Raw genomic sequence first — 23,148 nt, 5'->3', positions numbered from 1 at the left:
CTAGGTTTCGACCACGCCACAGAAGCGGATCATGAAGAGGGCGTAAGCCCTCACGGCATCGAGGTAGGCATCAATGGAGATGCGTTCCTCAAAGGTGTGCGCGACCGCGATGTTGCCCGGCGCGCAGTAAACAGTTGGACAGTCCAGTTGATTGACCCAGAAAGGGGACTCTGACCAATAAGGCGCGCCGCCGATCTCTCCTCCGGTGGCGCCGGTGTCTTTCAGGCTGGCTTGCAGCATCGCAGCGGCGGGGTGGTTGCGGTCGATCTCGACGGGTGAGCCGCCTTTGGCGTGATCCCGTCCCGCCGGGTAGTTAAAAGTGATTTCGATGGACGGGTCGATGTTGGCCCCGCGCACTACGTTTTCAAAGGCAGCCACCGCTTCGGACAGATCTTCACCCGGGCGCAGTTTGCGGATCACCGAGAAACTGCACTCGCCGGGCACCGCGATATAGCCCCCGCCGGAGAGGTGCGTCACAAGCACATCCGACGGGCCAACCAGGTCGTGATGCGGCTGGCTGCGCAGTTCGTCGCTGTGCGCCCAGACGGCAGACAGGATTTCATGGGTGGCCTTGAGCGCGTCGACGCCCTCGTCCGGGGTGCCAAAATAGGCAGATTTGCCTGTGATTTTTACGTCCGCGATGAAGAAGCCAATTTGTGCGGTGTAGACGTCGAGCTTGGTGGGCTCGACATAGACGGCAAAATCGGGCTTGGGCACGGTGCCGGACAGGATGCGGTGTGTCAGGTCCTTGGCACCAGCGCTGACCCCGGTGCCGGTTTCGCCACTTTCCTCATCGCCGATGAAGGCAAAGCTGAGATCATTGGCCAAGGTTATGCCCGCGCGATCCAGAAGACGCAGCGCACCCAGGGAGGCGCATATGCCGCCTTTCAAATCACAGGCACCTCGGCCCCATACGTGCCCGTTTACAATCGCGCCGCCAAAAGGGTCGTTGCGTGGATCATCTTCCCAGTGGTCCGCCCAGCCGCGCACATGCACCGTGTCCGTATGCCCTGTGAACATGAGGTTGCGCCGCGGCTCAGCTTGGGGACCTTTGCGCACGCCCCAGATATTAGGACGACCGGGCAGGAAGTCCGCAGAGCGCGGCGCGAGGTCCAGGTCTACCATTTGCGATTGCAGGAACGAGACAAAATTGGCCTCGTTGCCCGTCACACTTTCATGCCGCAACGCGGATTGCAGCAGCGCGATATCTGCATCACGGTCCTGACAATCCCGGAGTTTTTTCACCAGCGGATCGGTCATAAGCCTACCTCCTGAAAGGTTTGCAAGGCCGGTGGCGGCACTTGAATTTCCGCGCCTTTAAGCCCCCCGGTAAACAGGGCCACATGCAAGCGTGACAAGGCGATAGACGTGGCGCCAGCCAATGCGGCGTGGTTGCCAAGAAGGGTGTTTTCAATCGGGACTGAACCGGGGAAACACTGACGAAGTGCAGGCTCAATCAGCGCGGTCAATTCTTTGCGCGCACCAATAGAGCCACCGATCACAACACATGACGGATCCAGCACGGCGGCAATGGCGCCAATTGCCAAGGCGATGTTTTTTGCCGCACGTTGCAAACACGCTTGAGCCGCCTCTTCGCCAGCCAGAGCGGCATCAAAGATCTGTGGCACGCTCACCGTGGTACCGGTGAGTTCTTGGTAGTGTGCGATCAAAGCCTGGGTTGCGGACACACGTTCCAGCGCGCCCACGCGCAGGCTTTCGGGATCAAATGGATCCGCGCCAAACGGCAGATAGCCGACTTCACCCGCTGCGCCGGATGCCCCGCGCACAAGGTTACCACCAATCACCAAACCCGCACCGATGCCGGTGCCGATGGAGACATAGACCAGATCGTCCGTATCGCCTCGCTTGGTCATCCAATGCTCGCCCAGGGCTGCGAGGTTCACGTCGTTTTCAACAATGACTTCCACGCCCACGGAGTCAGACAGCGTGTCGGCAAAGTGGATCTTGTCCACGCCGGGCACGTTGGGGGCAAAGGCAATGGTGCCGTCGGGCTGGGGCACACCAGGCACACCAACCACCACGGTGCGGATGGTCTGTGGGTCGATGGCATGGGTTTTGGCCAGGTCGCGGATCAGGTCGGCAATTTGGGTTGTGACCGCAACGCCGCCGTCCTTGACCGTTGGGGCAACGGTTTCGGCCACCACTTCGCCCACCAGATTACAGATGGCGACGCGCACTTTGGTGCCGCCGAGGTCCACCGTGGCAACCAGAGCCGCACGGGGGTTGATTTCATACACAACCGCGCGTCGTCCGACGTGGCCTTCGGTCTGCCCAACGGTTTGCACCAGCCCATCTTCTTCCAGCTGCGCCATGATTTCGGAGACCGTTTGCTTGGACAAACCGGTCATCTTTGCAAGCGACGCCCGAGAGATCGGCGCGTAGCTGGTGATCGCTTGCACAATGGTGCTCATCGACAGCTGTCGGGAGACATTTCCTGAAAAAGACACGCGGCTTTCCTTTAGTTCGGTCACTGGACGAACTATTTAGGGTGGCATGATTTCTGTCAACAATTTTTAAGTGGCGAAGCGTCACAAGAACACAAAACGCAGGCCTAGAAGGCTGTTTTTAAATGATACTTTTCACTCCACTTTCTGCGACCTAGCCCGCCATTTGGCGCTGTTTCTGCACAAATCCAGCCGGGCGCAACTGCCATTCGCGAGCAACTTTGGTCTCTTTCACGCTCAGAATGGGTCGTGCAGGCGATGGCAAAGGCGCACGCTCGGGAAAATGGTGCAGGAGCGTTTTTCGATCTGCCCCGGTCACTTCCCGCAGCAGATTTTCGGTCGCAAGAAGGCTTTCCGCCGCCACGCCATGCACCGACAAAATGGCATGATGATCGAGCAACAAGTGATGATAGCGGACGGACTTCATCCCCGCTTTCCGACGCACATGTGAGCGACTGAGCAATCCGATTGCGGGCACCAGCACCTCGTTCCCCTCTTGATTGACCATCAACAGGCGATGCTGTGGCGAGACCGCAAATGGCGTCTCAGGAAGACAAGGACCCAAGCTGCCCGGTTTAAATTCAACAGGGGCGTGCACTTTGTTTTCAAGGTTGGTCAAATCGACGTCGCGACATCGCGTCCATAAGACGACCTGAGGTCCGCCATCAATTGTTGACACAAGGTCCCCGGCTTTGATGTCTTCGACCGGTCGCGGACCGTTTGGCGTGTCAATCAAGCTGCCCGCCACAAAACATGGGACCCAAGCGGCTTTGTAGATGTAGCTGTCTGTGGAAGGGTCATACTGATAGGAGAAACCGCCGCCAGGATCATCCTGAACGCTGTCACCGTCAATCTGACCTAATTCGATGGTTCCAGGAAACCCAATACTGGCCAGCTCGCTGTAGTCCGCAGGAGTGGGCGACATATTGAAGACGATAAACTTCCCCGTATCCGGGTTAACCAAAGCAACCGACTCTGACGTGGAGTCCGCCATCCCTTCCGTCATCAAGTTGGAGCCGCCACCGACAGCTTCGACGCCGCCTTCGCTGGCCTCTTCCGCCCAGTGAAGGTCACCGGTAATCTCGCTCAGCACCCAAAGCGTTTCGCCCCCCTCCAAGACGGTACCAGGTTCAAATTCATGCACGAGGCCGGTTTTGGCTTGGTCGGGTGCACCGTAGCCATCAGACACTGACCAAATCTGCCAACCGGAGATATCGATGTCCGCATTTGTGGTGTTTTGAAAGGACACAAACTCGTCTTCTTGAGTTGCCGTGCCGTCCTTGTCCGCATCCAAGACAGCACCGCCAGAGTTGTCCGGCATGATCTGGTCAAAAATGACCCCATCCAATGAAAGTGGCATATTGCCCCCTGCGCGCAGAATTCGAGAGGAGCTGTATGCGGTAGAGGAATTAATTTACCTCTAAAACAAAATGTGACGCAACGGCAAAGGAGCTTGGCCGTTACGGAGCGGGCTCTGCGACCTCGAGAAAGGTCATCCATGTGTCGCCATATTTGCGCTGATCCAGCTGAGTGAATCTGTCAGGCGCCACCTGTGGCGTGTTCTCCTCCCAAACGAGCAACGCATCTGGATCAATCCACCCGTTTTGAGACGCCAGAGACAAAGCCTTCTGCCCCATGGATTTGCCGTAAGGCGGATCCAGAAAGATCAGGTCATAGGGCGCATCCGGGTTTTGCGGCAAGCGGGTGGCGTCGGCTTTGATCAGTTTTGCGCGTTCGGAGCCGCAGGTTTTGCGGATGTTGTCGCGGATCAACCCTCCGGCCACGCGGCCGTCATCTACAAAGGTCACGGTTGTGGCCCCACGCGACACTGCCTCCAGCCCCAGGGCGCCGGTGCCAGCAAAGAGGTCCAACACGCGGGCATCTGTGATGGGATCGCCCAGCTTGCCGCCCTGCAACACGTTGAACAGGCTTTCGCGCACGCGGTCTGTGGTCGGGCGCAGGTGTTTGCCCTGATCGCCTTTGCCTACTGCCGCAAGCGCGATGCCGCGCCATTCTCCGCCAATGATCCGCATGTAGGCTCCTTAGAGACGCATCAGGTCTTTGATGTCGTTGGTCATGTCGGCGACCATGTCACGCGCCGGGGATTTTCCGCCTTCGATCAGGCGCTTGCCCACCATGTAGTCGCGTGGTGCGTTCATGGCGTCGACGGCCAGAAGGGTGTCGCCTTGGTAATACCAGAATGACGTGGCGCCAGTGCCGCTGTCGCGGGTGACGATGGTGTCAAAGCCGGTGTTCAACCCGGCGATTTGCAGTTTGACGTCATATTGATCGGACCAGAACCAAGGCTTGGCGACGTAGGTTTTCTCCGCACCCAAGATGTTTTCGGCGACCACTTCGGCCTGATCGATGGCGTTGGGCACGCTTTCCAGACGGATGCGGGTGCCTTTGTAGGGGAAGGAGGCGCAGTCGCCCGCGGACCAGACGTTGGGCGCGCTGGTGCGGCCTTGATCATCCGTGGCGATGCCGTTGTCGAGCAAGAGGCCTGCGGCCTCGGCCAGAGGAGTACCAGGGCGGATGCCTACGCCGACAATGACAAAATCCACGGCCAGTTCGCGGTCGCCAGAGAGATTGGCCGTGGTCACGCGACCATCGCCAGCGAGGTCTTCTAGAGCAGTGCCTTCGAGGATCTCCACACCATGGGAGCTGTGCAGCGCGCGGAAATAGTCGCTGGTTTCCTTGGCAGCAACACGTTGCAGGATGCGATCCGACATTTCCACCAGCGTGACTTTCACCCCCTTGGCGGCAGCGACGGCAGCAGCTTCGAGGCCGATGTAGCCCCCTCCGACGATCAGAACGTGGCGGTCTTTGACAAACTCGGGGGCCATGGCGTCCACGTCGGCGAGATTGCGCACGGTGTAAACGCCGTCAAGGTCACCGCCGATGGCGGCAGGCAGGCGAATGGGGCTCGCACCGGTGGTCAGAACGAGGTGATCATAGGAGAGAGTTTCCTCGGCTAGGGAGACCGTTTGCGCCGCTGTGTCGATAGCGCCGACGGTCGTGCCGAGGCGCAGAGAGATGTTCTGATCCGCGTAATAGCTCTCTGGGCGCAGGTAGAGACGTTCGAGGTCCATTTCGCCCAGCAGGTACTTCTTGGAGAGAGGCGGGCGTTGGTATGGTGGTGCGGTTTCGGCTCCAATCAAGGTGATGTCGCCTTCAAATCCCTTGGCGCGCAGTTTGGCCACACAGGCGGCACCCGCCTGTCCTGCCCCAATCACAACAACGTGCGTCACGTCACTCTCCCTCAAACCCATTGCCTAAGCCGGTGGCGAGCCTATATCGCAGGGTCAGGGAAACGCAATGAGAGTATCACAGATGAGTATTTCTATCGGAGACAAAATCCCCGAAGGCACGCTGATGAAGGTCGGCGCTGAAGGCCCAGAGCCGGTTTCAGTTGAGAGTCTGACCAAAGACCGCAAGGTAGTTTTGTTTGGCTTGCCGGGTGCATTTACATCCACTTGTAGCAGCGCGCATTTACCAAGCTTCATGCGTAATGTTGATGCATTGAAAGACAAAGGCGTGGATGAGGTGATCTGCGTATCGGTGAACGACCCGTTTGTGATGGATGCCTGGGACAAGGCCAACAACGCTGCGGACGCCGGTGTGACACTGTTGGCGGACCCAACCGGCGATCTCACCACAGCGATGGGGCTGGATTTCAGCGTGCCTGCAATTGGGTTTGTGAACCGTTCCAAGCGTTATGCGGCAATGATCGAAGACGGTGAGTTCAAGATCCTGAACGTCGAAGAGGCGCCGGGCACCTGCGAGATCAGCGCTGGAGAAACCATGGTTGCCGCGCTTTAAGTTGGAGCACGACTGGCCTGACGGGCTGCGCGAGCGTGTCAGGCCTCTCCGAAGAGAACATCCATTTTACGTGCGAGTTTGGCGTCCAAGGCAGAAATGCCGCCCACATCGTGGGTGGTCAGGGTGACGTCCACCGTTTTGTAGACGTTAGACCATTCCGGGTGGTGGTTCCATTTTTCCGCCCAGATGGCCGCTTTGGTCATCCAGCCAAAGGCCTCTACAAAATTCTCAAACACAAACGACTTGCGGATCGCGTCGCGGTCGTCGCAATAGGTCCAGCCGCCTTGCAACAACGGGTCCAGCACCGCGTCGCGGGCGGCTTGGCTGAGCTTTTCGGTCATTCGTGGTCCTCCTCGTTGCCGCGTTTGAACGGGCCGTAACTGGTAAGCACTTCGACGTCCTGACTGATGGCCGCGCGCTCCTCTTGCAGGTAGCGGTCGATGGCGTCGCGAAAGCCCGGGTCTTGGATCCAGTGCAGCGAATGGGTTGTCACCGGCAGATAGCCCCGTGCCAGTTTGTGCTCGCCTTGTGCGCCCGCTTCCACCGAAGACAGCCCCTGCGCAATTGCCCAGTCCATCGCCTGATAATAGCACAATTCAAAGTGCAATGCCGGGTGATGCTCGACGCAGCCCCAGTAACGGCCGAAAAGCGTGTCACTGCCAATCATGTTCATGGCACCCGCAACGGGCGCGCCGTCGCGCTCGGCAAAGATCAGGAGCGTGTCGTCGCGCATGGTTTGATGGAGGATGTCAAAGAAGGCACGGGTCAGATACGGCGCGCCCCATTTGCGCGCGCCGGTGTCTTGGTAGAACCGCCACAGGGCGTCCCAGTGGTGGGGCTGTATGTCGGCACCGGTCAAACAGGTGATGCTGCCGCCAAAGGCTTGGGCTTGGGCACGTTCTTTGTGGATGTTTTTGCGTTTGCGGGAGGACAGGGCGTCGAGGAAGGCGTCAAAGTTGGCGTAGGTGTCGTTGAGCCAGTGGAACTGCTGTCCAGTGCGATAGAGCAGGCCCATCTCTTGGCCGTTTTGCGCCTCTTCTTCCGTGCAGAAGGTGATGTGCGCGCCGCTGAGGCCATTGTCTGTGCCAACCTGCACCATGCCCTGCACAAGCGCGGATTGGCCAGTGGCCTCCCAGCCGGGTCGGGTCAGCAGGCGACGACCTGTGACCGGTGAAAACGGCACGGCGGTTTGCAGTTTGGGGTAATAGCGCCCACCCGCTTGTTCGTAGGCGTGGGCCCAGTTGTGGTCAAAGACGTATTCGCCCTGACTGTGCTGTTTGATGTACATCGGCGCGACCGCGATGACTTCACCACCAGCTTTGGCAGTCAGGTGACGGGGTAGCCAGCCAGTGCCAGAACCAACACTTCCGCTTTCCTCCAGCGCACGGAGGAACCGGTGGGTGACAAAGGGGTTTTCAGCGCGACCAGTTTCGCTGGGTGAGGGATCAGCGCAGGCGTCCCAGTCAGTCGCCGGAATGCTGTCCAGCGACTGGTGCAGTGTGATTTCGATGGGATCGCCGTCCATGCGCACGCCTCCTTGTCAGTAGTGTACCTGCTACGATGGTGGGCGCGAGACAAATCACTTTTTGGGCAGCCAAACTTAGCTGCCCTCTGGCAAGTAGCCTTCAAAAGTGACGTTATCGACGATTTGGCGCGCCTCTTGCTCCTGCTTGGCCGACGTCACAGTCCAGCACAGGATATTGGCACCGCGCGCTTTGAGCCGCGCAACCACCGGCGAGTGCAGATCATCGACGCTGTGACTGATGAAACAAGCGCCAACGTCGTCATAATCCGGGATCGCGCGCAGGCGGGTGCGGACCGCTTCGGCCAGTAGCGGCCAACCCTCGGCGTGGAACGGATCGGTGGTCAACCCACGTGGCACATCAGGGGCGAGATCACGCAGAGACGCCACGCTGTGGGGGTTAAACGCCATGAAGGCCAGCGGGCCGTCATAGCCTTGCACAGCTTGCACCGCTGATGCTTCGAGGTCACCGACGTTGGGACCCATGATGCCGTCCTGATCTTTGAATTCGATCAGAAGTGGCACGCGGCCTGCAACCAAATCCAGCACTTCAGCAAAGGAGGGAATGCCTTCGTCGCCACCGATCAGGCGTATGGCCCCAAGCGCCGCAGCTGTGTGCTGACGCACTGCGCCTTTGGCTTCGGCCAAGCGTTGCAATTGGTAGTCATGGAACGCCATGGCCACCCCGTCTGAGGACAGTTGCAGGTCAATTTCAATGCCAAAGCCTTGCGCAATAGCCGCTTCAATGGCCGCCCGGCTGTTTTCCGGGCGGCCATCGTTGACGTCATGCAGGGCCCGATGCGCAATGGGCGCATCAAAGAACCGTTTGTCGAGCATATTAGGAAATCTGGAAGATGCCTTCGATTTCCACAGCCACGCCAAATGGTAGTGAACCAGCAGAAACCGCAGAACGAGCGTGGCGGCCCTTATCACCCAGCGCTTCAACCATGAAATCAGACGCGCCGTTGATGACTTTGGGCTGATCGGTGAACTCTGGTGTGGAGTTCACAAAGCCAACCAACTTGACCACTTGCACCAGACGGTCGATGTCACCGCCACAGGCGGCTTTGAGGGCTGCCAGAAGGCCTACTGCACAGGTTTGAGCAGCGGCCACACCTTCTTCGGTGGTCAGGTCCGCGCCGACTTTGCCGGTGGTGAAGCCGGCCTCTGTCATCGAGATCTGACCGGAGACATAGACCATATCGCCCACAACCACATAAGGGACGTAGTTGGCCGCAGGGGCGGCCATATCCGGCAATGTAATTCCCAGTTCTTTCAGGCGTGCTTCAATCGCGCTCATCACGTGCTCTCCATATGCGATGTTTGCGGCGACGCTAGTCCGCAAAATCGCATTTGAAAAGCGCGAAATGCATGTCAGCTTTCGCGGAAGGCCCGCACAAAATAATCGGTCAGAGGTTTGGTCAGATACTCCCAAGGGGTGCGGTCTCGCGTTCTGAAGAAAGCATCCACCGGCATGCCCGGTACAAGCGAAGCTTCGGCAGGCAGTTTTTCCACCTCGCCTTCCAACAACTCGATTTCCGCCTTGTAGAAGGAGCCACCGGTTTGGTCGTCCTGAAAAGCATCCGCTGAGATGTGGACCACACTGCCTTCCAAGTCTGGCGTGGTGCGTTGATCGAAGGCGGAGAATTTAAGCGTAACGGTTTGACCGGGATACACCTGATCCACGTGAATAGTTGGCACCTGAACGGCGGCGATCAATGGACGGTCCTGCGGGACGATATACAACAACGGTTCAGCAGGTTGGATCACCGACTGAGACGCAAAGACCTGCAATCCGTAGACCAAACCTGCAACCGGTGCGCGGATGTCCAGGCTTTCGATTTTTGTCATCAGATGGCGGCGGCGCTCAGACAACTCCAGCTCCCGGTATCGCAAGTCGCGCAGCGTGGTGATGGCTTCTTCCCGACGGGTGCTGGCAAGCGCCAGGGCTTCAATTTCAATTTCAGTGACGCGCCCTTCTGCCTGGGCGCGGCTGGCATGCAGCTCTCCGACACGCCCCGCCAGTGAAGCCTCTTCACGGCGCAGGGCGAGAACGCGCGTAGCCTGCGCCAAGCCCTTGTCGAGCAGCGCCTGTTGATCCGCCAGTTCCGCTTTGATCAGATCCAGTTGTTGCGTGAGCGCGATGTTTTGCGCGTCGATGCCAACGATCTGGCTTTGGATCTGCGCCTTGCGTTTGCCAAGCTGGTCGAGATTTTTGTTAAGCGTGTCAGCACGCGCCGCGAACAAACGGCTTTGACCGCTCATCAAGCCTGCGGCCTCTTGCGAACTGTCCGCGATCGCCACCAATGCGGGATCAAAAACAATCTCTTGGACTTCGTCCCGTTCCGCCTCAAGGCGACCGCGCCGCGCCATCAGCTCCCAAAGTTGGCCTTCAGCCACGGTGAGTTCCAAGGTCAATTCGGCTTCATCAAGCTGCATGAGGATTTGACCCGGTTCAACCCGGTCACCTTCCTCCACCTTGATCTCGGTCACCACCCCGCCGTCAATGTGTTGGACAATCTGACGGTTGCGATCCACCTCCACTCGTCCGGAGGTCACAATCGCGCCAGCGATCTCTGTTCCAACCGCCCAGGCACCAAAGCCAATCACCAGTGTGGCCAACGCTACGCCGCCAATCCAAAGTGGCTTGCGGGCGCTCCATGTTTTGTCCGCGCTCATTGCACACCTCCCGGCCCGATAGAGTTGCGCACCTCGTTGTGGTTGCGCAGCACTTCCTTGAGCACTTCATCTTTGGGGCCAAAACTGCGCCTTTGTCCCTGCTCGATCACAAGCAGCTTGTCACATTCCTGAATCGCAGCCGGACGGTGCGCCATGATCAACACGCTTTTGCCCGCTTGCTTCATGCTGCGGATCGCGGTGTTGAGCGCCATGGATCCTTCGTTGTCCAAATTTGAGTTGGGTTCATCCAGCACCAAGATCACCGGATCAGAATACATGGCACGCGCCAGACCAATGCGCTGCAACTGACCACCTGACAGGCGGCCACCGTGCGCCGACACTTGGGTTTCATACCCATCCGGCAGTTTCAGGATCATTTCATGCGCGTCTGCCTTTTGCGCGGCCGCGATGATTTTCTCAGCCGGTGCATCTTTTTCCAAACGGGCGATGTTTTCGGCGATTGTCCCATCAAACAATTCGACACGCTGCGGCAGATAGCCAATGTACCGGCCCAGTGCTGCGGGATCGTATTGCTCCAGAGAGGCCCCATCGAGACGGATTTTGCCACCTGCGGGGCGCCAAACGCCGGTGATGGCCTTGGCCAAAGTCGATTTTCCGGCGCCTGACGAACCAATCACGCCGATGGCTTCTCCAGGCACCACATCAAACGCAATCATCCGAAGGGTGGCCTGCGATTCGCCTGGAGGCACGATGGTGACTTGCTGAAGCTGTAGCTTGGCCGCAGGCGCGGGCAATTCCGTGCGCGGCTGCACTGGCGGCACCGCCCCCAAGAGTTCCGCAAGGCTATGCCAGCCTTTCCGTGCGCGTTGCACCACGGCCCATTGGTTCACAGCCAATTCAATGGGGGCAAGTGCGCGACCGAGCAAAATCGAGCCGGCAATCATAGCGCCCGGCGTGATCTCTCCTTCCAGCACCAGATACGCACCAAGCCCAAGCATCGCGGATTGCAAAAACAGGCGGAACGTCTTGATGGAGGTGGTGAAGCCACCGCCGACATCTGCCGTGTTCATGGTCTCTTGCAGCGACATGCGTCGCACAGTTTTCCAGCGCTCGAAGGCGGCTTTGCGCATGCCCAGCGCGGACACCAGCTCGGCTTCAGACTGCATTTGTGCCGACATGCGATTGGCATTATGCGTGGCGGCCAGCATTCGCTCGTTGTGGCGCCGTGTGGCAAATTGGTTGAAGACCGCTGCGAGAATCAAGGCGCCGCCGCCCACAATCGCCAAAAGACCCAACCAAGGATGGAACAGGGCGATGCCAAAGAAGAACAGCGGCGCCCATGGCATGTCAAAGACCGAGGTCAAGACTGGCGAGGTCAGTAGACGTTGCACCGATTCCAAATCCTGAAGCGCCGTTTCCGAGCCCGTTGATTTGCCCACGGATGAGCGGCGTAGAGAGGCATCAAAGACCCGTTGATCCAAAGCATCCTGAAACCGGGCTCCGACACGCGCCATGATCCGGCCACGCGCAAAATCAATCAATCCCATGAGCCCATAGAGAAACACGACCAGCAACGACAGCGCAAAAAGTGTTTCGCGAGAGCCACTTCCAAGCACCCGGTCATAGACCTGCAACATATAGAGCGGTCCGGTCAGCATCAGCAGGTTCACGAAGAAACTGAACACGGCAACTGTCCAGTAAAGGACACGACTTTGCGCCCGGACGGAGCGGAGTTCCTGCAACCCGCGTTCTTTGGCTTGTGTGGTCATCAAACGGTCCCTGTATGTCGGACCTGTCCACAAACATGTGATGTCCGGCGTTCTTGTGCCTGTTGAGCTGTCAGGCTTATGTTCCCAAACTGCCACATCATGTGACGAACATCACTATGACATTGGGGTAAGCAATCGATTAATCTAAATGGTGGAGTGTTGTGGCGAATTGAAAGACGTATGGTAGCCTTTTGAAACTTGTTCCTAAGAAAATGTTGCGGTCCATTGTACTGACCCTCTGTGTCAGCACAACCCTGACGGCATGCGCAAAATCCAACCTCCCGCCCTCCGGCATTCACGACCCAAATGAAGCTGCCAATCGACGCATCCATGAGTTCAATAAGCGCGTCGATACGATCCTGTTGTCGCCTGCGTCCAACGGCTACGGCACCATCATTCCAAGGCCCGTGCGCACTGGCGTGTCCAACTTTGCCGACCATTTGTCGCTGCCCAATGATGTGATCAACAACACCTTACAAGGCAAGCTACCGGAAGCCGGCTCGTCGCTATTCCGCTTTGTGCTGAACTCCACTTTTGGCGTGGCCGGCCTGTTTGATCCGGCCTCGGCGGCGGGAATGGAGCGCCATGACACCGATTTTGGCGAAACGTTGCATGTATGGGGCGCAGGAGAAGGTGCCTATACGGAGATGCCGTTCTTTGGTCCATCAACCACACGCGACGCCTATGGCTTTGCCGTGGACGTCATACTTGATCCGTTCTTTGTCGTTGTGCGCGAACCCACACGCTACATTGGCGGTGTGGCCTATGTCGTGAACAAGATGGGCGACCGGTACGACTATGACGCTACGGTGGATTCGATCCTGTACGACAGCGCGGATAGTTATGCGCAAGCCCGCATTCTCTATCTGCAAAACCGCCGGTTCCGCCTTGGAAACCAAGGCGAGGAGACTTATGTCGACCCAGAGTTCGACCCGTATGAGGATCCCTATGCTGATTTCTAAGCTCACACGACGCAATTTCGTCACCCTATCTGCCGCTGCAGGCGCAGTGGCGGCCCTGCCCTCTTCCGTCTTTGCATTGAACGATGCGCAGGCCAAAGCGCTGATCGACAAAGCGGTTGCTGACATCAACAAAGTGATTTCTTCCGGCAAATCGCTGGACCGGATGATCAAGGATTTTGAGAAGATCTTTGTGAAATACGGAGACGTGAGCATCATTGCGCGCTCTGCGCTTGGCCCCGATGCGCGCGGCTTGAGCAAAAGCCAGCTGAACAGCTACACCAAGGCGTTTCAGGGGTATATCTCCCGCAAATACGGCAAGCGTTTCAATGAATTTGTTGGCGGCAAGGTTGAAGTGACCGGCGGACGTCCGGTGAAAAGCTTCTATGAGGTCAACGCCAAAGTGACCCTGCGCGGTCAGAAGCCTTTCAAAGTGGCCTTTCTGGTGTCTGACAAATCCGGCAAGAACAAATTCTTTGACCTGATCATCGAAGGCATCAGCCTGCGCCTGTCTGAAAAAGCCGAAATTGGTGCAATGCTAGATCGCCGCAAAGGCGACATCAACGGGCTGATCCAGGACCTCAAAAAGGCGGGCTAAGCCCTCTCAACGACACAAATCGGCAGGCCGGATCAATTCCGGCCGCCAAAGATGTCGCGCAGGATACCGTTCACAACCCCATCAATCCCTTGATTTTTACGCGGTCGCGCGGGCTGTTTGGGGGCTTTTTGCGGCTTGGGGGTAAACGCGGGCAGCGGTGTGGGGGCCATGCCCTCATGCACACGCACCATGGCTTCGCGCCAAATTTCGGCAGGCAACCCACCACCTGTTACGCCCGTCAGCGGCGTATTGTCGTCATAGCCCATCCAAACACCAGCGACATATTCATTGGTAAAGCCAATGAACCACGCATCGCGCGCCGCTTGGGTGGTGCCGGTTTTGCCCGCCACCTGCCAGCCGTCCATTTTTGCGCGCCCACCGGTGCCTTCGCTGACCACTTTCTCCATCATCCAGACTAGCTCACGTGCGGCCGCGTCAGAGATCACACGCTCGCCAATGCCGCCACCGGTGCCCATAAGCGCATCGTCTTCGCCTAAGAGGCGCAGCTCGACCAAACCATAGGGCGTCACCGAGGAGCCGCCGTTCAGGATGCCAGCATAGGCGCCGGTCATTTCCAACAGGCTGCTTTCTGAGGCGCCAAGGGCCAAAGCCGGGCCTGCGGCGAGGTCGTTCTCGATGCCAAACATGCTTGCCACAGTGCGCACATTTTCACGGCCAGCGCGCTCAGAGACTTTCACAGCTGGAATATTGAGAGAGTTCATCAGGGCAAAAGTCAGGGAGACCTCGCCGTAGTGTTTGCCGGTGTAGTTCTTGGGACACCATTGCCCAGAGCCCGCGATGTTGAGGCAGTACGGTTCGTCCAACACCTTGTCATCATAATGTCCACCGCGTTCCAGCGCAGTGGCATAGACAAAGGGTTTAAAGGCACTGCCGGTTTGGCGTTTGGCCTGCGTGGCGCGGTTGAAGGCACCGGACACTTTGGTCTGACGCCCCCCCACCATGGCACGCACCGCCCCGTCAGCAGACATGACCACAATCGCCGCCTGCGCTTTGGAGCCTTCGCGGACCTTGTTTTCAAATACCCATTTGAGACCATCCTCCGCCGCTTTTTGAATGCGTGGATCCATGGTGGTTTTCAGGATCACATCTTCGGTGGTGTTGCGGGTGAAGAACTCTGGTCCTGAGGACATCACCCAGTCGGCAAAATAGCCACCGGCCTTGGCTTTGGCCGCAGCAGACAGGGTTGCCGGGTTGGCCTGATAATATTTAGTGTCTTTGTCAGACAGATAATCCTGCTCGTTCATCAAACGCAGAATTGTGGCAGCGCGATCCTGAGACCGTTTCAAGTTGGCCGTCGGTGCCAATGAGGACGGCGCGGTCAAAAGACCGGCGATCATCGCGCCTTCTGCTGGGGTCAGGTTTGCGGCAGGTTTGCCAAAGTAGCGCTGAGACGCGGCCTCCGCGCCATAAGCGCCGCCGCCCATATAGGCGCGGTTGAGGTAGACGGAGAGGATTTCATCCTTGGTGTATTTGACCTCCATCGCCATGGCGTAGACGGCCTCTTTCACCTTCCGCCCCAAAGAGCCGCGCCGACAGTCACGCACGTAATCCGCTTCGCTCTCCCAAGCGCTAGCGTCATATTCCACGCCGAGACACAGAAGTTTCGCGGTCTGTTGGGTCAGCGTGGAGCCACCGTGACCGGACAACGGCCCTCGACCTTCGCTGAGGTTGATGCGCACTGCGCTCGCAACCCCCCGTGGGCTGACGCCAAAGTGGCGGTAGAAGCGCTTGTCCTCGGTGGCGATGACCGCGTTTTTCAGGTGTTTGGACACGGTGTCCGCCGTGACCACACCGCCAAACTGATCGCCGCGCCAAGCAAAGACCTTGTCGTCACGATCCAGCAAGGTGACCGACCCACGCGCGCGGCCATCCAGCAGTTCGTCCACATCAGGCAGGGTTGCGTAGACGTAGGTCACAGCCAAGCCGACCATGATGCCGATTACTACGGACGTGCGCCAGACAATGGTCCAGATCAGGCGCAGGATCCAGCGGATGATATTGCTGAAGAACCGAACAATAGGATTGCGTGACTGTTTGCGGGGACGTTTGGGCGTTGTCTTGCGGCGCACAGGACGCTTAGGGGCAGGCTTGGCTTTGGATTTGGTCGGCTTGCGCGCAGGCTTACTGGCTTTACGCGTGTAGCGCTTGTCCGCCACCAAAGGTGGTTTCCGACGTCTTGAATCACTCATGCTCTGCCCACTGCCCGGGATGTTCTTTTCAAGCATTTTAGCGCGTGTGGGGTCCGATGTAGACCCACCGAATGGGGCAAAACCATTCTTTCGCCGCCTATTTTTCTTGCAAACCGTTCAATTTGCCCATTTTTTCACCTCTCAAACTAAATTTTTGCTCAAAAATCCGCCCCGGACCTTCGTTTTTTGGCAGCTGCTGCGCTTTGCTGCAGGTGCAAAATTCGCGGGGCACTCCCCGCACCGCCAAAAGGGGAACAAGGTGAAACTAATTATCGCAACGATCAAACCGTTCAAGCTGGAGGAGGTTCGCGAGGCGCTGACCGAGATCGGCGTGCGCGGCATGATGGTCACTGAAATTAAGGGCTTCGGCTCCCAATCCGGCCACACAGAAATCTATCGCGGTGCCGAATACGCGGTGAACTTTGTGCCCAAGGTCAAACTCGAACTCGTAGTTGCTGCCAACATGGCCGACCAGGTGGTCGAAACCATCACCAACACCGCTCAGACCGGCAAGATCGGCGATGGCAAAATCTTCGTGCTGGATGTGCAGCAAGCCATTCGCGTGCGCACCGGCGAAACGGATGCAGACGCCATCTAAGGCGCCGCAAGGAAGGAATACACTGATGACTACCCTCGCAAAACTGGCCCTGCCCGCCGCGCTGATCGCGCTGCCGAGTCTTGGCTTGGCCGAAGAAGGTCCGGTGCCGGGCGTGAACGCCTCCACCGACACCGTCTTTATTCTCAACTCGCTGCTGTTCCTTGTGGGTGGCTTCCTCGTGTTCTGGATGGCGGCAGGTTTCGCCATGCTGGAAGCGGGCCTCGTACGTTCCAAAAACGTGACCATGCAGCTGATCAAGAACATCTCTTTGTTCTCGCTCGCGGCGATCTTCTACTACTTGATCGGCTACAATCTGATGTACCCGCTCGGGACTTGGTCTGTGGACGGCATCCTGTCCGGCGTCTGGGGCCCTGGCGTTCTGGAAGCGGTTGGTGTCACCTCTGATGCGGCGGATGACTACTCCTATGCCTCCACCGGTTCTGACTTCTTCTTCCAGCTGATGTTCTGTGCCACCACCGCATCCATCGTGTCCGGTACTCTGGCGGAGCGTATCAAATTGTGGCCATTCCTGATCTTCACGATCGTACTGACCGCCGTGATCTACCCACTGCAGGCCTCCTGGAAATGGGGCGGTGGCTTCTTGGATGCGGCTGGCTTCCTGGACTTCGCAGGTTCGACCGTTGTGCACTCCGTTGGTGGCTGGGCCGCTTTGACCGGCGCCATCATCCTTGGCCCACGTATCGGCAAGTACAACAAAGAAGGCCGTGTGGTTCCAATCCCAGGTTCCAACCTGACACTTGCCACTCTGGGTACATTCATCCTGTGGCTCGGCTGGTTCGGCTTTAACGGCGGCTCGCAGCTGGCGATGGGCACCGTGGGTGACGTAGCAGACGTATCCCGCATCTTTGCCAATACCAACACTGCGGCAGCAGGCGGAGCGATCGCAGCTCTGATCCTGACCCAAATCCTGTATAAAAAGCCGGACCTGACTATGGTTCTGAACGGCGCACTGGCGGGCCTCGTGTCCATCACTGCAGAGCCGCTGACCCCATCCCTGGGCGCAGCAACTCTGATCGGTGCAGTTGGTGGTGTGATCGTGGTCTTCGCGGTTCCATTCCTAGACAAGCTGAAAATCGACGACGTGGTTGGTGCCATTCCGGTTCACCTGATCGCTGGTATCTGGGGCACCATCGCGGTTGTGTTCACCAACGGTGACGCCTCCCTCGGCACCCAGCTCTACGCCATCATTGTGGTCGGGCTCTTCACCGTGGTTGTCTCTGCAATCGTCTGGTTCATCCTGAAAGCCACCATGGGTCTGCGGGTTGACGAAGAGACCGAGATCAACGGTCTGGACATGGCAGAACTGGGCATGGAAGCCTACCCAGAGTTCTCCAAAGGCTAAACAGCCCCAAGAGACACGAAAATTTGACCCGGGCCATCGCGGCCCGGGTTTCTTTTTACCGATTGAAAACGCGACAGGGGGAATCCGGACTGCTACCCTCACGACATGCGATACTTTGTTCTACCGATAATGTTTGCCGCCCAGACGGCGTTGGCCGATCCTGCCCAGATCACCGATGTGAAAGCCACCCAAAGTGATGCTGGCTGGCGGTTTGATGTCACCCTTGAACATCCGGACACAGGCTGGGATCACTATGCAGATGGCTGGCGTTTAGAAACCGAAGATGGCCAGGTTATGGGCACCCGTATTCTGGCGCATCCGCATGTGAACGAGCAGCCGTTCACGCGCAGCCTGTCCCGCGTTTGGATTCCGCCGGAAATCACGACGATCTATGTGCGTGCCAAATGCAACCAAGATGGCTGGGGAGAAGAGACCGTTGAAGTGCCTCTGAAATAACGAAGGCGCCAGATGGCGCCTTCTTCGGTATTGGAATGTCTCAGCGTTCCTAGTGCACGGTCACTGGCCAAAAGTTATTCTGGCGGGCCAAGTCAAAGGCCAATCCACGGTCTTTCACCAGCGCCAGACGCTCACCATCGGTGGCATGCACTGCAAACAGGGTTTCAGCACCATCAGCCTCCTCTTGCATCTCTTCTGGCAGGTCAGAGACCATAACTTCACGCACATAGACGGTGCGATCTTCGGCAACTTCGCTCTGTGTTTCATCATTGTGCATGGGTCTATCCTTTTTTGATTTGGATGGTTTGAACAACAGTCTCTGGCCGCGCGTGGGACAAATCGATGTGTAGGAGGCCGTTTTCCATTGTTGCCTCTCCTACCTCAACACCATCCGCGAGCACAAAGCTGCGCTGGAACTGGCGAGAGGCGATGCCCCGGTGCAGAAACACCCGCTCGCTTGCATCCTCAGAGGAGCGGCCACGAACAACCAATTGGCGATCTTCCACCGTGATGCTCAGATCCTCTTCGCGAAAACCTGCGACAGCCAGCGTAATGCGATAGGCATAGTCTGCGGTTTGTTCGATGTTAAACGGGGGATAACCCTCAGCGGATTTGGCGGTCCGTTCGAGGAGGCGTTCGAGCTGTTCAAAACCCAGCATGTGGGGATGCGACCCCAAAGAAAGTTTGGTCATTGACCCGTCCTTGTGCAAAGCGACAGTCTGCGCCGAGACCCCTTTCTGGCAACCTCGCGCTCTATGAATATGGGACAGCATGTCCTGTGCTGCAAGGGTCGCGATGGGGAATGCTAAACAGGTTATCAAAAAATGGACAAATCGCCTTCTTTTCAGCGGGTCAGGAAAGCCCTATCTTAGGAGTCCGTTTAGGCTAAGGACCCAGACATGAATGCCACCACCGACCTTGCGATGAAAACCGACGACGTTTTGCGTGTCGAGCTGGAGGTCTTCAAACAAGAGCACCGCGATCTGGACGAAGCGATCAATGCTTTGGTGCATCGTGGCACGGGGGATCAGCTGACGATTCAGCGCCTAAAGAAGCAGAAGCTGCGCCTCAAAGACATCATTTCGCGTATTGAAGACCGGCTCACACCGGACATCATTGCCTAAACAAGCGCCTCAACGACGACGCTTGCTACGTTCTGTATCAATGTCAAACAATGCACGTGGATAGGTCATCCCGGTTTCGGTGTCGCCCAAACGAATGGTTGTGCGACCACCATGTGCGTCCTGGATCACCCACTCGTCCAGCGTGACCGGAGAGCCCGAAAACTTCATCTGAATGCGCCCAATGTCCGGATTCTTGGGGTCCTGTGCCGTGACAATGGTGTGCTTGCCGTCATAGCTATGCCCCACCACCGCATTGGCGGATTGTAAGTTCACTTTGCGTGCCAGAATGATCGACAATGGTGTGCGCTTCAAAGGATAGGTTTCCGGTTCTCCTTTGGCGCGGTTGTCAAAAATCGCCACGGCATTGTTGGAGGCAAGCACCAACGCCTTTTGCGGCGGATCATACTCAAAGCGCATCTTGCCGGGGCGCTGAATAAACAGCGTGCCGGTCTGCACTGAACCATCATCCGAGATTTGCATGAAGTCGGACTTCGCGGTTTTGAGCGTATTGAAATAGGCGCTGATCTGATTGAGCGACAGCTTTTCCGCCACGGCAGGCATGGCAGTGGCTAGAGAGATAATAGCAGCGGTGGCAAAGGTTTTAAGTTTGGTCATAGGTCCAATATAGGGGCGCTTTGCCCGCTTACCCTGATACGCGTTACAAAAAAATGTGATCAGGCCTGAGCATCACTGCTCAGGCACCAGAATTTCGCGTTTGCCAACATGGTTGGCCGGGCTGACAAGACCTTCGTCTTCCATCTGTTCCACCAGGCGTGCGGCCTTGTTGTAGCCGATGGCCAGCTTACGCTGGATGTAAGAGGTCGAGCACTTACGGTCCTGAATGACAATGGCCACTGCAGAATCATAGAGCGCATCTTCGCCATTGGTGTTGCCGCCTGTGTTCAGGCCAAGAACCGCGTCGATATTGTCCGCTTTGTCGTCAGCAGGGCCATCAATCACGCCGCCAATATAGCTCGGCGGGCCGAAGCTCTTGAGGTGATTCACAATCTCTTCGACTTCCTCGTCGCTCACAAACGGGCCATGGCAACGCGTGATCTTGGCGCCACCGGCCATGTACAGCATGTCGCCCATGCCGAGCAGCTGTTCTGCGCCCATTTCACCCAGGATCGTCCGGCTGTCGATTTTTGAGGTCACCTGGAAAGAAATTCGGGTCGGGAAGTTGGCTTTGATGGTGCCGGTGATCACATCCACCGACGGACGCTGCGTGGCCATGATCAGGTGGATACCAGAGGCACGCGCCATCTGCGCCAGACGTTGGATGCAGGCTTCGATTTCTTTGCCCGCCACCATCATCAGGTCAGCCATCTCGTCGACGATCACGACGATATAGGGCATTTTCTCAGGCACAATCTCTTCGGTTTCAAACACCGGCTCACCCGTGTCGTCATCAAAACCGGTTTGCACCGTGCGTGAGAAGGTCTCGCCTTTGGCCAGCGCATCCGCAACGCGACTATTGTAGCCGTCGATGTTGCGCACGCCCATTTTGGACATTTTGCGATAACGCTCTTCCATTTCGCCAACGACCCACTTCAGCGCCACAACCGCCTTCTTCGGGTCGGTCACAACCGGGGAAAGCAGGTGCGGAATGCCATCATAGACCGACAGTTCCAGCATTTTGGGGTCGATCATAATCATGCGGCACTCGTCTGGTGTCAGACGGTAGAGCAGCGACAGGATCATGGTGTTGATTGCCACGGATTTACCAGACCCGGTGGTCCCTGCGATTAGCAAGTGAGGCATTTTGGCGAGGTTGGCCACTACGGGATCGCCACCAATGTCTTTGCCCAGCGCCAAAGGCAGCTTCATGTTGCTGTCGCCAAAGTCACGGGCGGCAAGGATTTCGCGCAGCACCACTTTCTCGCGGTTTTCGTTTGGCAATTCGATGCCAATCACAGAGCGACCCGGCACGGTAGACACACGGGCAGACAACGCCGACATGGAGCGGGCGATGTCATCAGCCAGACCGATCACGCGGCTGGCCTTAAGGCCCGGCGCCGGCTCAAGCTCATACATGGTCACAACCGGACCCGGGCGGACCGAGACGATCTCACCTTTCACGCCGTAATCATCCAAAACGGATTCCAGCATGCGGGCGTTTTCTTCTAGCGCATCGTCAGAGAGATGATGGCGCTGAATTTCCATTGGGCTCTCCAAGAGACCCAGCGGAGGCAGCTCATACTCAGATTGGCTTTCCTCAAACGCCAGCGAAGGCTGCGCCTCCTCTTTGGCCCGTGTTGACGGCTGCACGGATTTGATGACACGCGGCTGCACAACCTTTTTGGGTTCCGCTGTGGGAATGGGCGCCATGCGTGGCTGCGATGGCATCGGCTCGACAATTGGAGCCGCCTCAAATTGGGTGGGTTCTTCTGCCGGCGCACGTTCCAACACTTGTGGTGCAGCCACATGAGCGGCAACAGCAGCCGTGACGGGCGCGGAAAGCGGTGGCTCGGCGCGTGTTAGTGTTGGCGTTGCTGTCAAAGGTGGCTCTGCCTGCAAAGGCACGTGATGCTCTGGGGTGTCATCCTCCAACACCAAAGGATCGGGACCACGGCCGCGGCCCTTGGTCAGCGGCTTGTCACGATGCAGTTCAGGAGGAGCAACTGGAGCGCCCGCACGCGCACGGGTGCGCATCACATCCGCGATCTTGGCGCTGATGCGCTCTTCCTCGGGCTTCACGTCCCAATCATCCGCAAAGACGTTTTCGACCAGTTCTGGTTCGGGCATGGGGTCTGGCGCGGGTTCAGCGCGTTTGATCAGCGCAGGCATGCGCAAACGAGGTTTTGGACGCTCTGCCTCAACGGGCACATACGGCTCTGCCACATCCTCGACCACAGTGTCTTCCCACGCGGCCTGTTCTGCTTCGTAGTTGGCCTGCGCCTCTTCGCGGCGTTCAACACGGCGGGCTTGTGCGGTTTTGGCTGCTTGCACCGCACCCGTGGCACTGCGCCCGAGCAGCCGCATGATGGCATCATAGGTCAGCACGAGGCCAATCATAAAGCGGCGGGCAAAATTGCCCAATTCAATGCGCGTGAAGCCCAACACAAAGGTGCTGGAGAGCACAAACACTACGCCCGCCAGCATGGACATGAGTTTCACGCCGGATTGCGCGCTGATTGGCAGGATGGTGAGCAAGGCCCCCATAACCGTGTCACCAAACAAGCCACCAAGTCCAAAGGCGTGAATCCACTCCGCACCGGGGGCCAGTGTGGAGGCATAGATTGCCGCCAAGGCCAACATAATTGGCGCGAAGATAATTCGGCTCTGCGCCCGTTCTTCGCCAAAGTGGAAGGCAAATCGCACACCCCAAACACCAAGGATCAGCGGCAAGCCAAAACTGCCCCAGCCGACGATGATAAACAGTGGTGCCGCGATGGACGCCCCCAAACGTCCCAGCAGGTTTTCCACCGGGGCGTCGGTCACTGAGATCCAGCTTGGATCTGTTGGCGAATAGGAGAGAATTGTGGCCGCCAGCAAAACCGCCACCACAATCAATGCAATGCCGATCAGCTCTTTGCCGCGTTTTTCCACAGCGGCCTGGGTTGCGCTATCCAACAAGGGTCCGCGTCCGCGCGCTTGATATGCCATGATCCACCTCGTCTCT

The 23,148-nt window shown here is 57.8% G+C and carries 23 protein-coding genes; 7 read left to right on the top strand and 16 right to left on the bottom strand.

Annotated elements, in window-relative coordinates; translation table 11 throughout:
• The 5 genes from Q0955_RS09855 to Q0955_RS09835 form a co-directional block, all read right to left on the bottom strand.
• Positions 1-1,260: a M20/M25/M40 family metallo-hydrolase gene (locus Q0955_RS09855; RefSeq protein WP_299423746.1), complete on the bottom strand. Its 1,260-nt coding sequence runs from the start codon at positions 1,258-1,260 to the stop codon at positions 1-3.
• A complete protein-coding gene (locus tag Q0955_RS09850; RefSeq protein WP_299423743.1) occupies positions 1,257-2,492 on the bottom strand; it encodes an ROK family transcriptional regulator in 1,236 nt (411 codons plus the stop codon). The genes Q0955_RS09855 and Q0955_RS09850 overlap by 4 nt, the downstream gene beginning before the upstream one ends.
• A 127-nt stretch (positions 2,493-2,619) precedes the next feature.
• Positions 2,620-3,825 (bottom strand): Hint domain-containing protein, encoded by a 1,206-nt coding sequence (locus Q0955_RS09845; RefSeq protein WP_299423740.1) that lies wholly within the window; start codon positions 3,823-3,825, stop codon positions 2,620-2,622.
• A 100-nt stretch (positions 3,826-3,925) separates the two neighbouring features.
• The gene (gene rsmD / locus Q0955_RS09840; protein WP_299423737.1) at positions 3,926-4,498 is read right to left on the bottom strand and encodes a 16S rRNA (guanine(966)-N(2))-methyltransferase RsmD; all 573 of its coding nucleotides are present in this window, start codon (positions 4,496-4,498) and stop codon (positions 3,926-3,928) included.
• A gap of 9 nt (positions 4,499-4,507) precedes the next feature.
• The gene (locus Q0955_RS09835) at positions 4,508-5,716 is read right to left on the bottom strand and encodes an FAD-dependent oxidoreductase (protein WP_299423734.1); all 1,209 of its coding nucleotides are present in this window, start codon (positions 5,714-5,716) and stop codon (positions 4,508-4,510) included.
• Positions 5,717-5,798: 82 nt separating this feature from the next.
• On the opposite strand from Q0955_RS09835, the gene Q0955_RS09830 reads away from it, so the two are divergent.
• Positions 5,799-6,287, top strand: a complete 489-nt coding sequence (locus tag Q0955_RS09830) for a peroxiredoxin (RefSeq protein ID WP_299423731.1) — start codon at positions 5,799-5,801, stop codon at positions 6,285-6,287.
• Positions 6,288-6,325: 38 nt separating this feature from the next.
• Here Q0955_RS09830 and Q0955_RS09825 read toward each other — a convergent pair whose 3' ends face one another.
• The 6 genes from Q0955_RS09825 to Q0955_RS09800 form a co-directional block, all read right to left on the bottom strand.
• Positions 6,326-6,628, bottom strand: a complete 303-nt coding sequence (locus Q0955_RS09825) for a 4a-hydroxytetrahydrobiopterin dehydratase (RefSeq protein WP_299423728.1) — start codon at positions 6,626-6,628, stop codon at positions 6,326-6,328.
• Entirely contained in the window at positions 6,625-7,812 is a 1,188-nt protein-coding gene (locus Q0955_RS09820; RefSeq protein ID WP_299423727.1) for a GNAT family N-acetyltransferase, read from the bottom strand. The genes Q0955_RS09825 and Q0955_RS09820 overlap by 4 nt, the downstream gene beginning before the upstream one ends.
• Positions 7,813-7,887: 75 nt before the next feature.
• The gene (locus tag Q0955_RS09815) at positions 7,888-8,646 is read right to left on the bottom strand and encodes a glycerophosphodiester phosphodiesterase family protein (protein ID WP_299423724.1); all 759 of its coding nucleotides are present in this window, start codon (positions 8,644-8,646) and stop codon (positions 7,888-7,890) included.
• A gap of 1 nt (position 8,647) precedes the next feature.
• Positions 8,648-9,109 (bottom strand): RidA family protein, encoded by a 462-nt coding sequence (locus Q0955_RS09810; RefSeq protein ID WP_294225356.1) that lies wholly within the window; start codon positions 9,107-9,109, stop codon positions 8,648-8,650.
• A 74-nt stretch (positions 9,110-9,183) separates the two neighbouring features.
• Complete coding sequence (locus Q0955_RS09805; RefSeq protein ID WP_299423720.1) at positions 9,184-10,488, bottom strand: HlyD family type I secretion periplasmic adaptor subunit; 1,305 nt, start codon at positions 10,486-10,488, stop codon at positions 9,184-9,186.
• On the bottom strand, positions 10,485-12,218 hold the full coding sequence (locus Q0955_RS09800) for a type I secretion system permease/ATPase (protein ID WP_299423717.1): 1,734 nt from the start codon (positions 12,216-12,218) through the stop codon (positions 10,485-10,487). Before Q0955_RS09800 ends, Q0955_RS09805 begins: the two co-directional genes overlap by 4 nt.
• A 212-nt stretch (positions 12,219-12,430) precedes the next feature.
• Between Q0955_RS09800 and Q0955_RS09795 the strand changes: the two genes are divergently transcribed.
• Positions 12,431-13,180: a VacJ family lipoprotein gene (locus Q0955_RS09795; protein WP_299423714.1), complete on the top strand. Its 750-nt coding sequence runs from the start codon at positions 12,431-12,433 to the stop codon at positions 13,178-13,180.
• On the top strand, positions 13,167-13,775 hold the full coding sequence (locus Q0955_RS09790) for a phospholipid-binding protein MlaC (protein ID WP_299423712.1): 609 nt from the start codon (positions 13,167-13,169) through the stop codon (positions 13,773-13,775). The genes Q0955_RS09795 and Q0955_RS09790 overlap by 14 nt, the downstream gene beginning before the upstream one ends.
• Positions 13,776-13,807: 32 nt before the next feature.
• On the opposite strand, the gene Q0955_RS09785 is transcribed toward Q0955_RS09790, so the two are convergent.
• Entirely contained in the window at positions 13,808-15,985 is a 2,178-nt protein-coding gene (locus Q0955_RS09785) for a transglycosylase domain-containing protein (protein WP_299423709.1), read from the bottom strand.
• A gap of 259 nt (positions 15,986-16,244) precedes the next feature.
• On the opposite strand from Q0955_RS09785, the gene Q0955_RS09780 reads away from it, so the two are divergent.
• From Q0955_RS09780 to Q0955_RS09770, 3 genes are all read left to right on the top strand, one after another.
• Positions 16,245-16,583, top strand: coding sequence for a P-II family nitrogen regulator (locus tag Q0955_RS09780; RefSeq protein ID WP_164644704.1), 339 nt, complete (start codon positions 16,245-16,247; stop codon positions 16,581-16,583).
• Positions 16,584-16,608: 25 nt separating this feature from the next.
• Positions 16,609-17,946, top strand: a complete 1,338-nt coding sequence (locus tag Q0955_RS09775; RefSeq protein WP_299423706.1) for an ammonium transporter — start codon at positions 16,609-16,611, stop codon at positions 17,944-17,946.
• Between the two features lie 105 nt (positions 17,947-18,051).
• Positions 18,052-18,402: a hypothetical protein gene (locus Q0955_RS09770; RefSeq protein ID WP_299423704.1), complete on the top strand. Its 351-nt coding sequence runs from the start codon at positions 18,052-18,054 to the stop codon at positions 18,400-18,402.
• Positions 18,403-18,451: 49 nt separating this feature from the next.
• On the opposite strand, the gene Q0955_RS09765 is transcribed toward Q0955_RS09770, so the two are convergent.
• Together Q0955_RS09765 and Q0955_RS09760 are read right to left on the bottom strand one after the other, a co-directional pair.
• A complete protein-coding gene (locus Q0955_RS09765; protein ID WP_299423701.1) occupies positions 18,452-18,679 on the bottom strand; it encodes a DUF1150 family protein in 228 nt (75 codons plus the stop codon).
• A 4-nt stretch (positions 18,680-18,683) separates the two neighbouring features.
• Positions 18,684-19,094, bottom strand: coding sequence for an Hsp20 family protein (locus Q0955_RS09760; protein WP_299423699.1), 411 nt, complete (start codon positions 19,092-19,094; stop codon positions 18,684-18,686).
• Positions 19,095-19,301: 207 nt separating this feature from the next.
• Between Q0955_RS09760 and Q0955_RS09755 the strand changes: the two genes are divergently transcribed.
• Entirely contained in the window at positions 19,302-19,526 is a 225-nt protein-coding gene (locus Q0955_RS09755) for a DUF465 domain-containing protein (protein ID WP_299423696.1), read from the top strand.
• 9 nt (positions 19,527-19,535) lie between these two features.
• On the opposite strand, the gene Q0955_RS09750 is transcribed toward Q0955_RS09755, so the two are convergent.
• Entirely contained in the window at positions 19,536-20,141 is a 606-nt protein-coding gene (locus Q0955_RS09750; protein ID WP_299423693.1) for an outer membrane lipoprotein carrier protein LolA, read from the bottom strand.
• Between the two features lie 72 nt (positions 20,142-20,213).
• Positions 20,214-23,132 (bottom strand): DNA translocase FtsK, encoded by a 2,919-nt coding sequence (locus Q0955_RS09745; RefSeq protein WP_299423690.1) that lies wholly within the window; start codon positions 23,130-23,132, stop codon positions 20,214-20,216.
• Positions 23,133-23,148: the final 16 nt, after the last annotated feature.

The sequence above is a fragment of the uncultured Shimia sp. genome, assembly GCF_947493595.1.
Lineage (GTDB): Bacteria > Pseudomonadota > Alphaproteobacteria > Rhodobacterales > Rhodobacteraceae > Shimia.
Note: the sequence above shows the minus strand (reverse complement) of the source record. Positions and strands in the feature narration are given on the sequence as shown.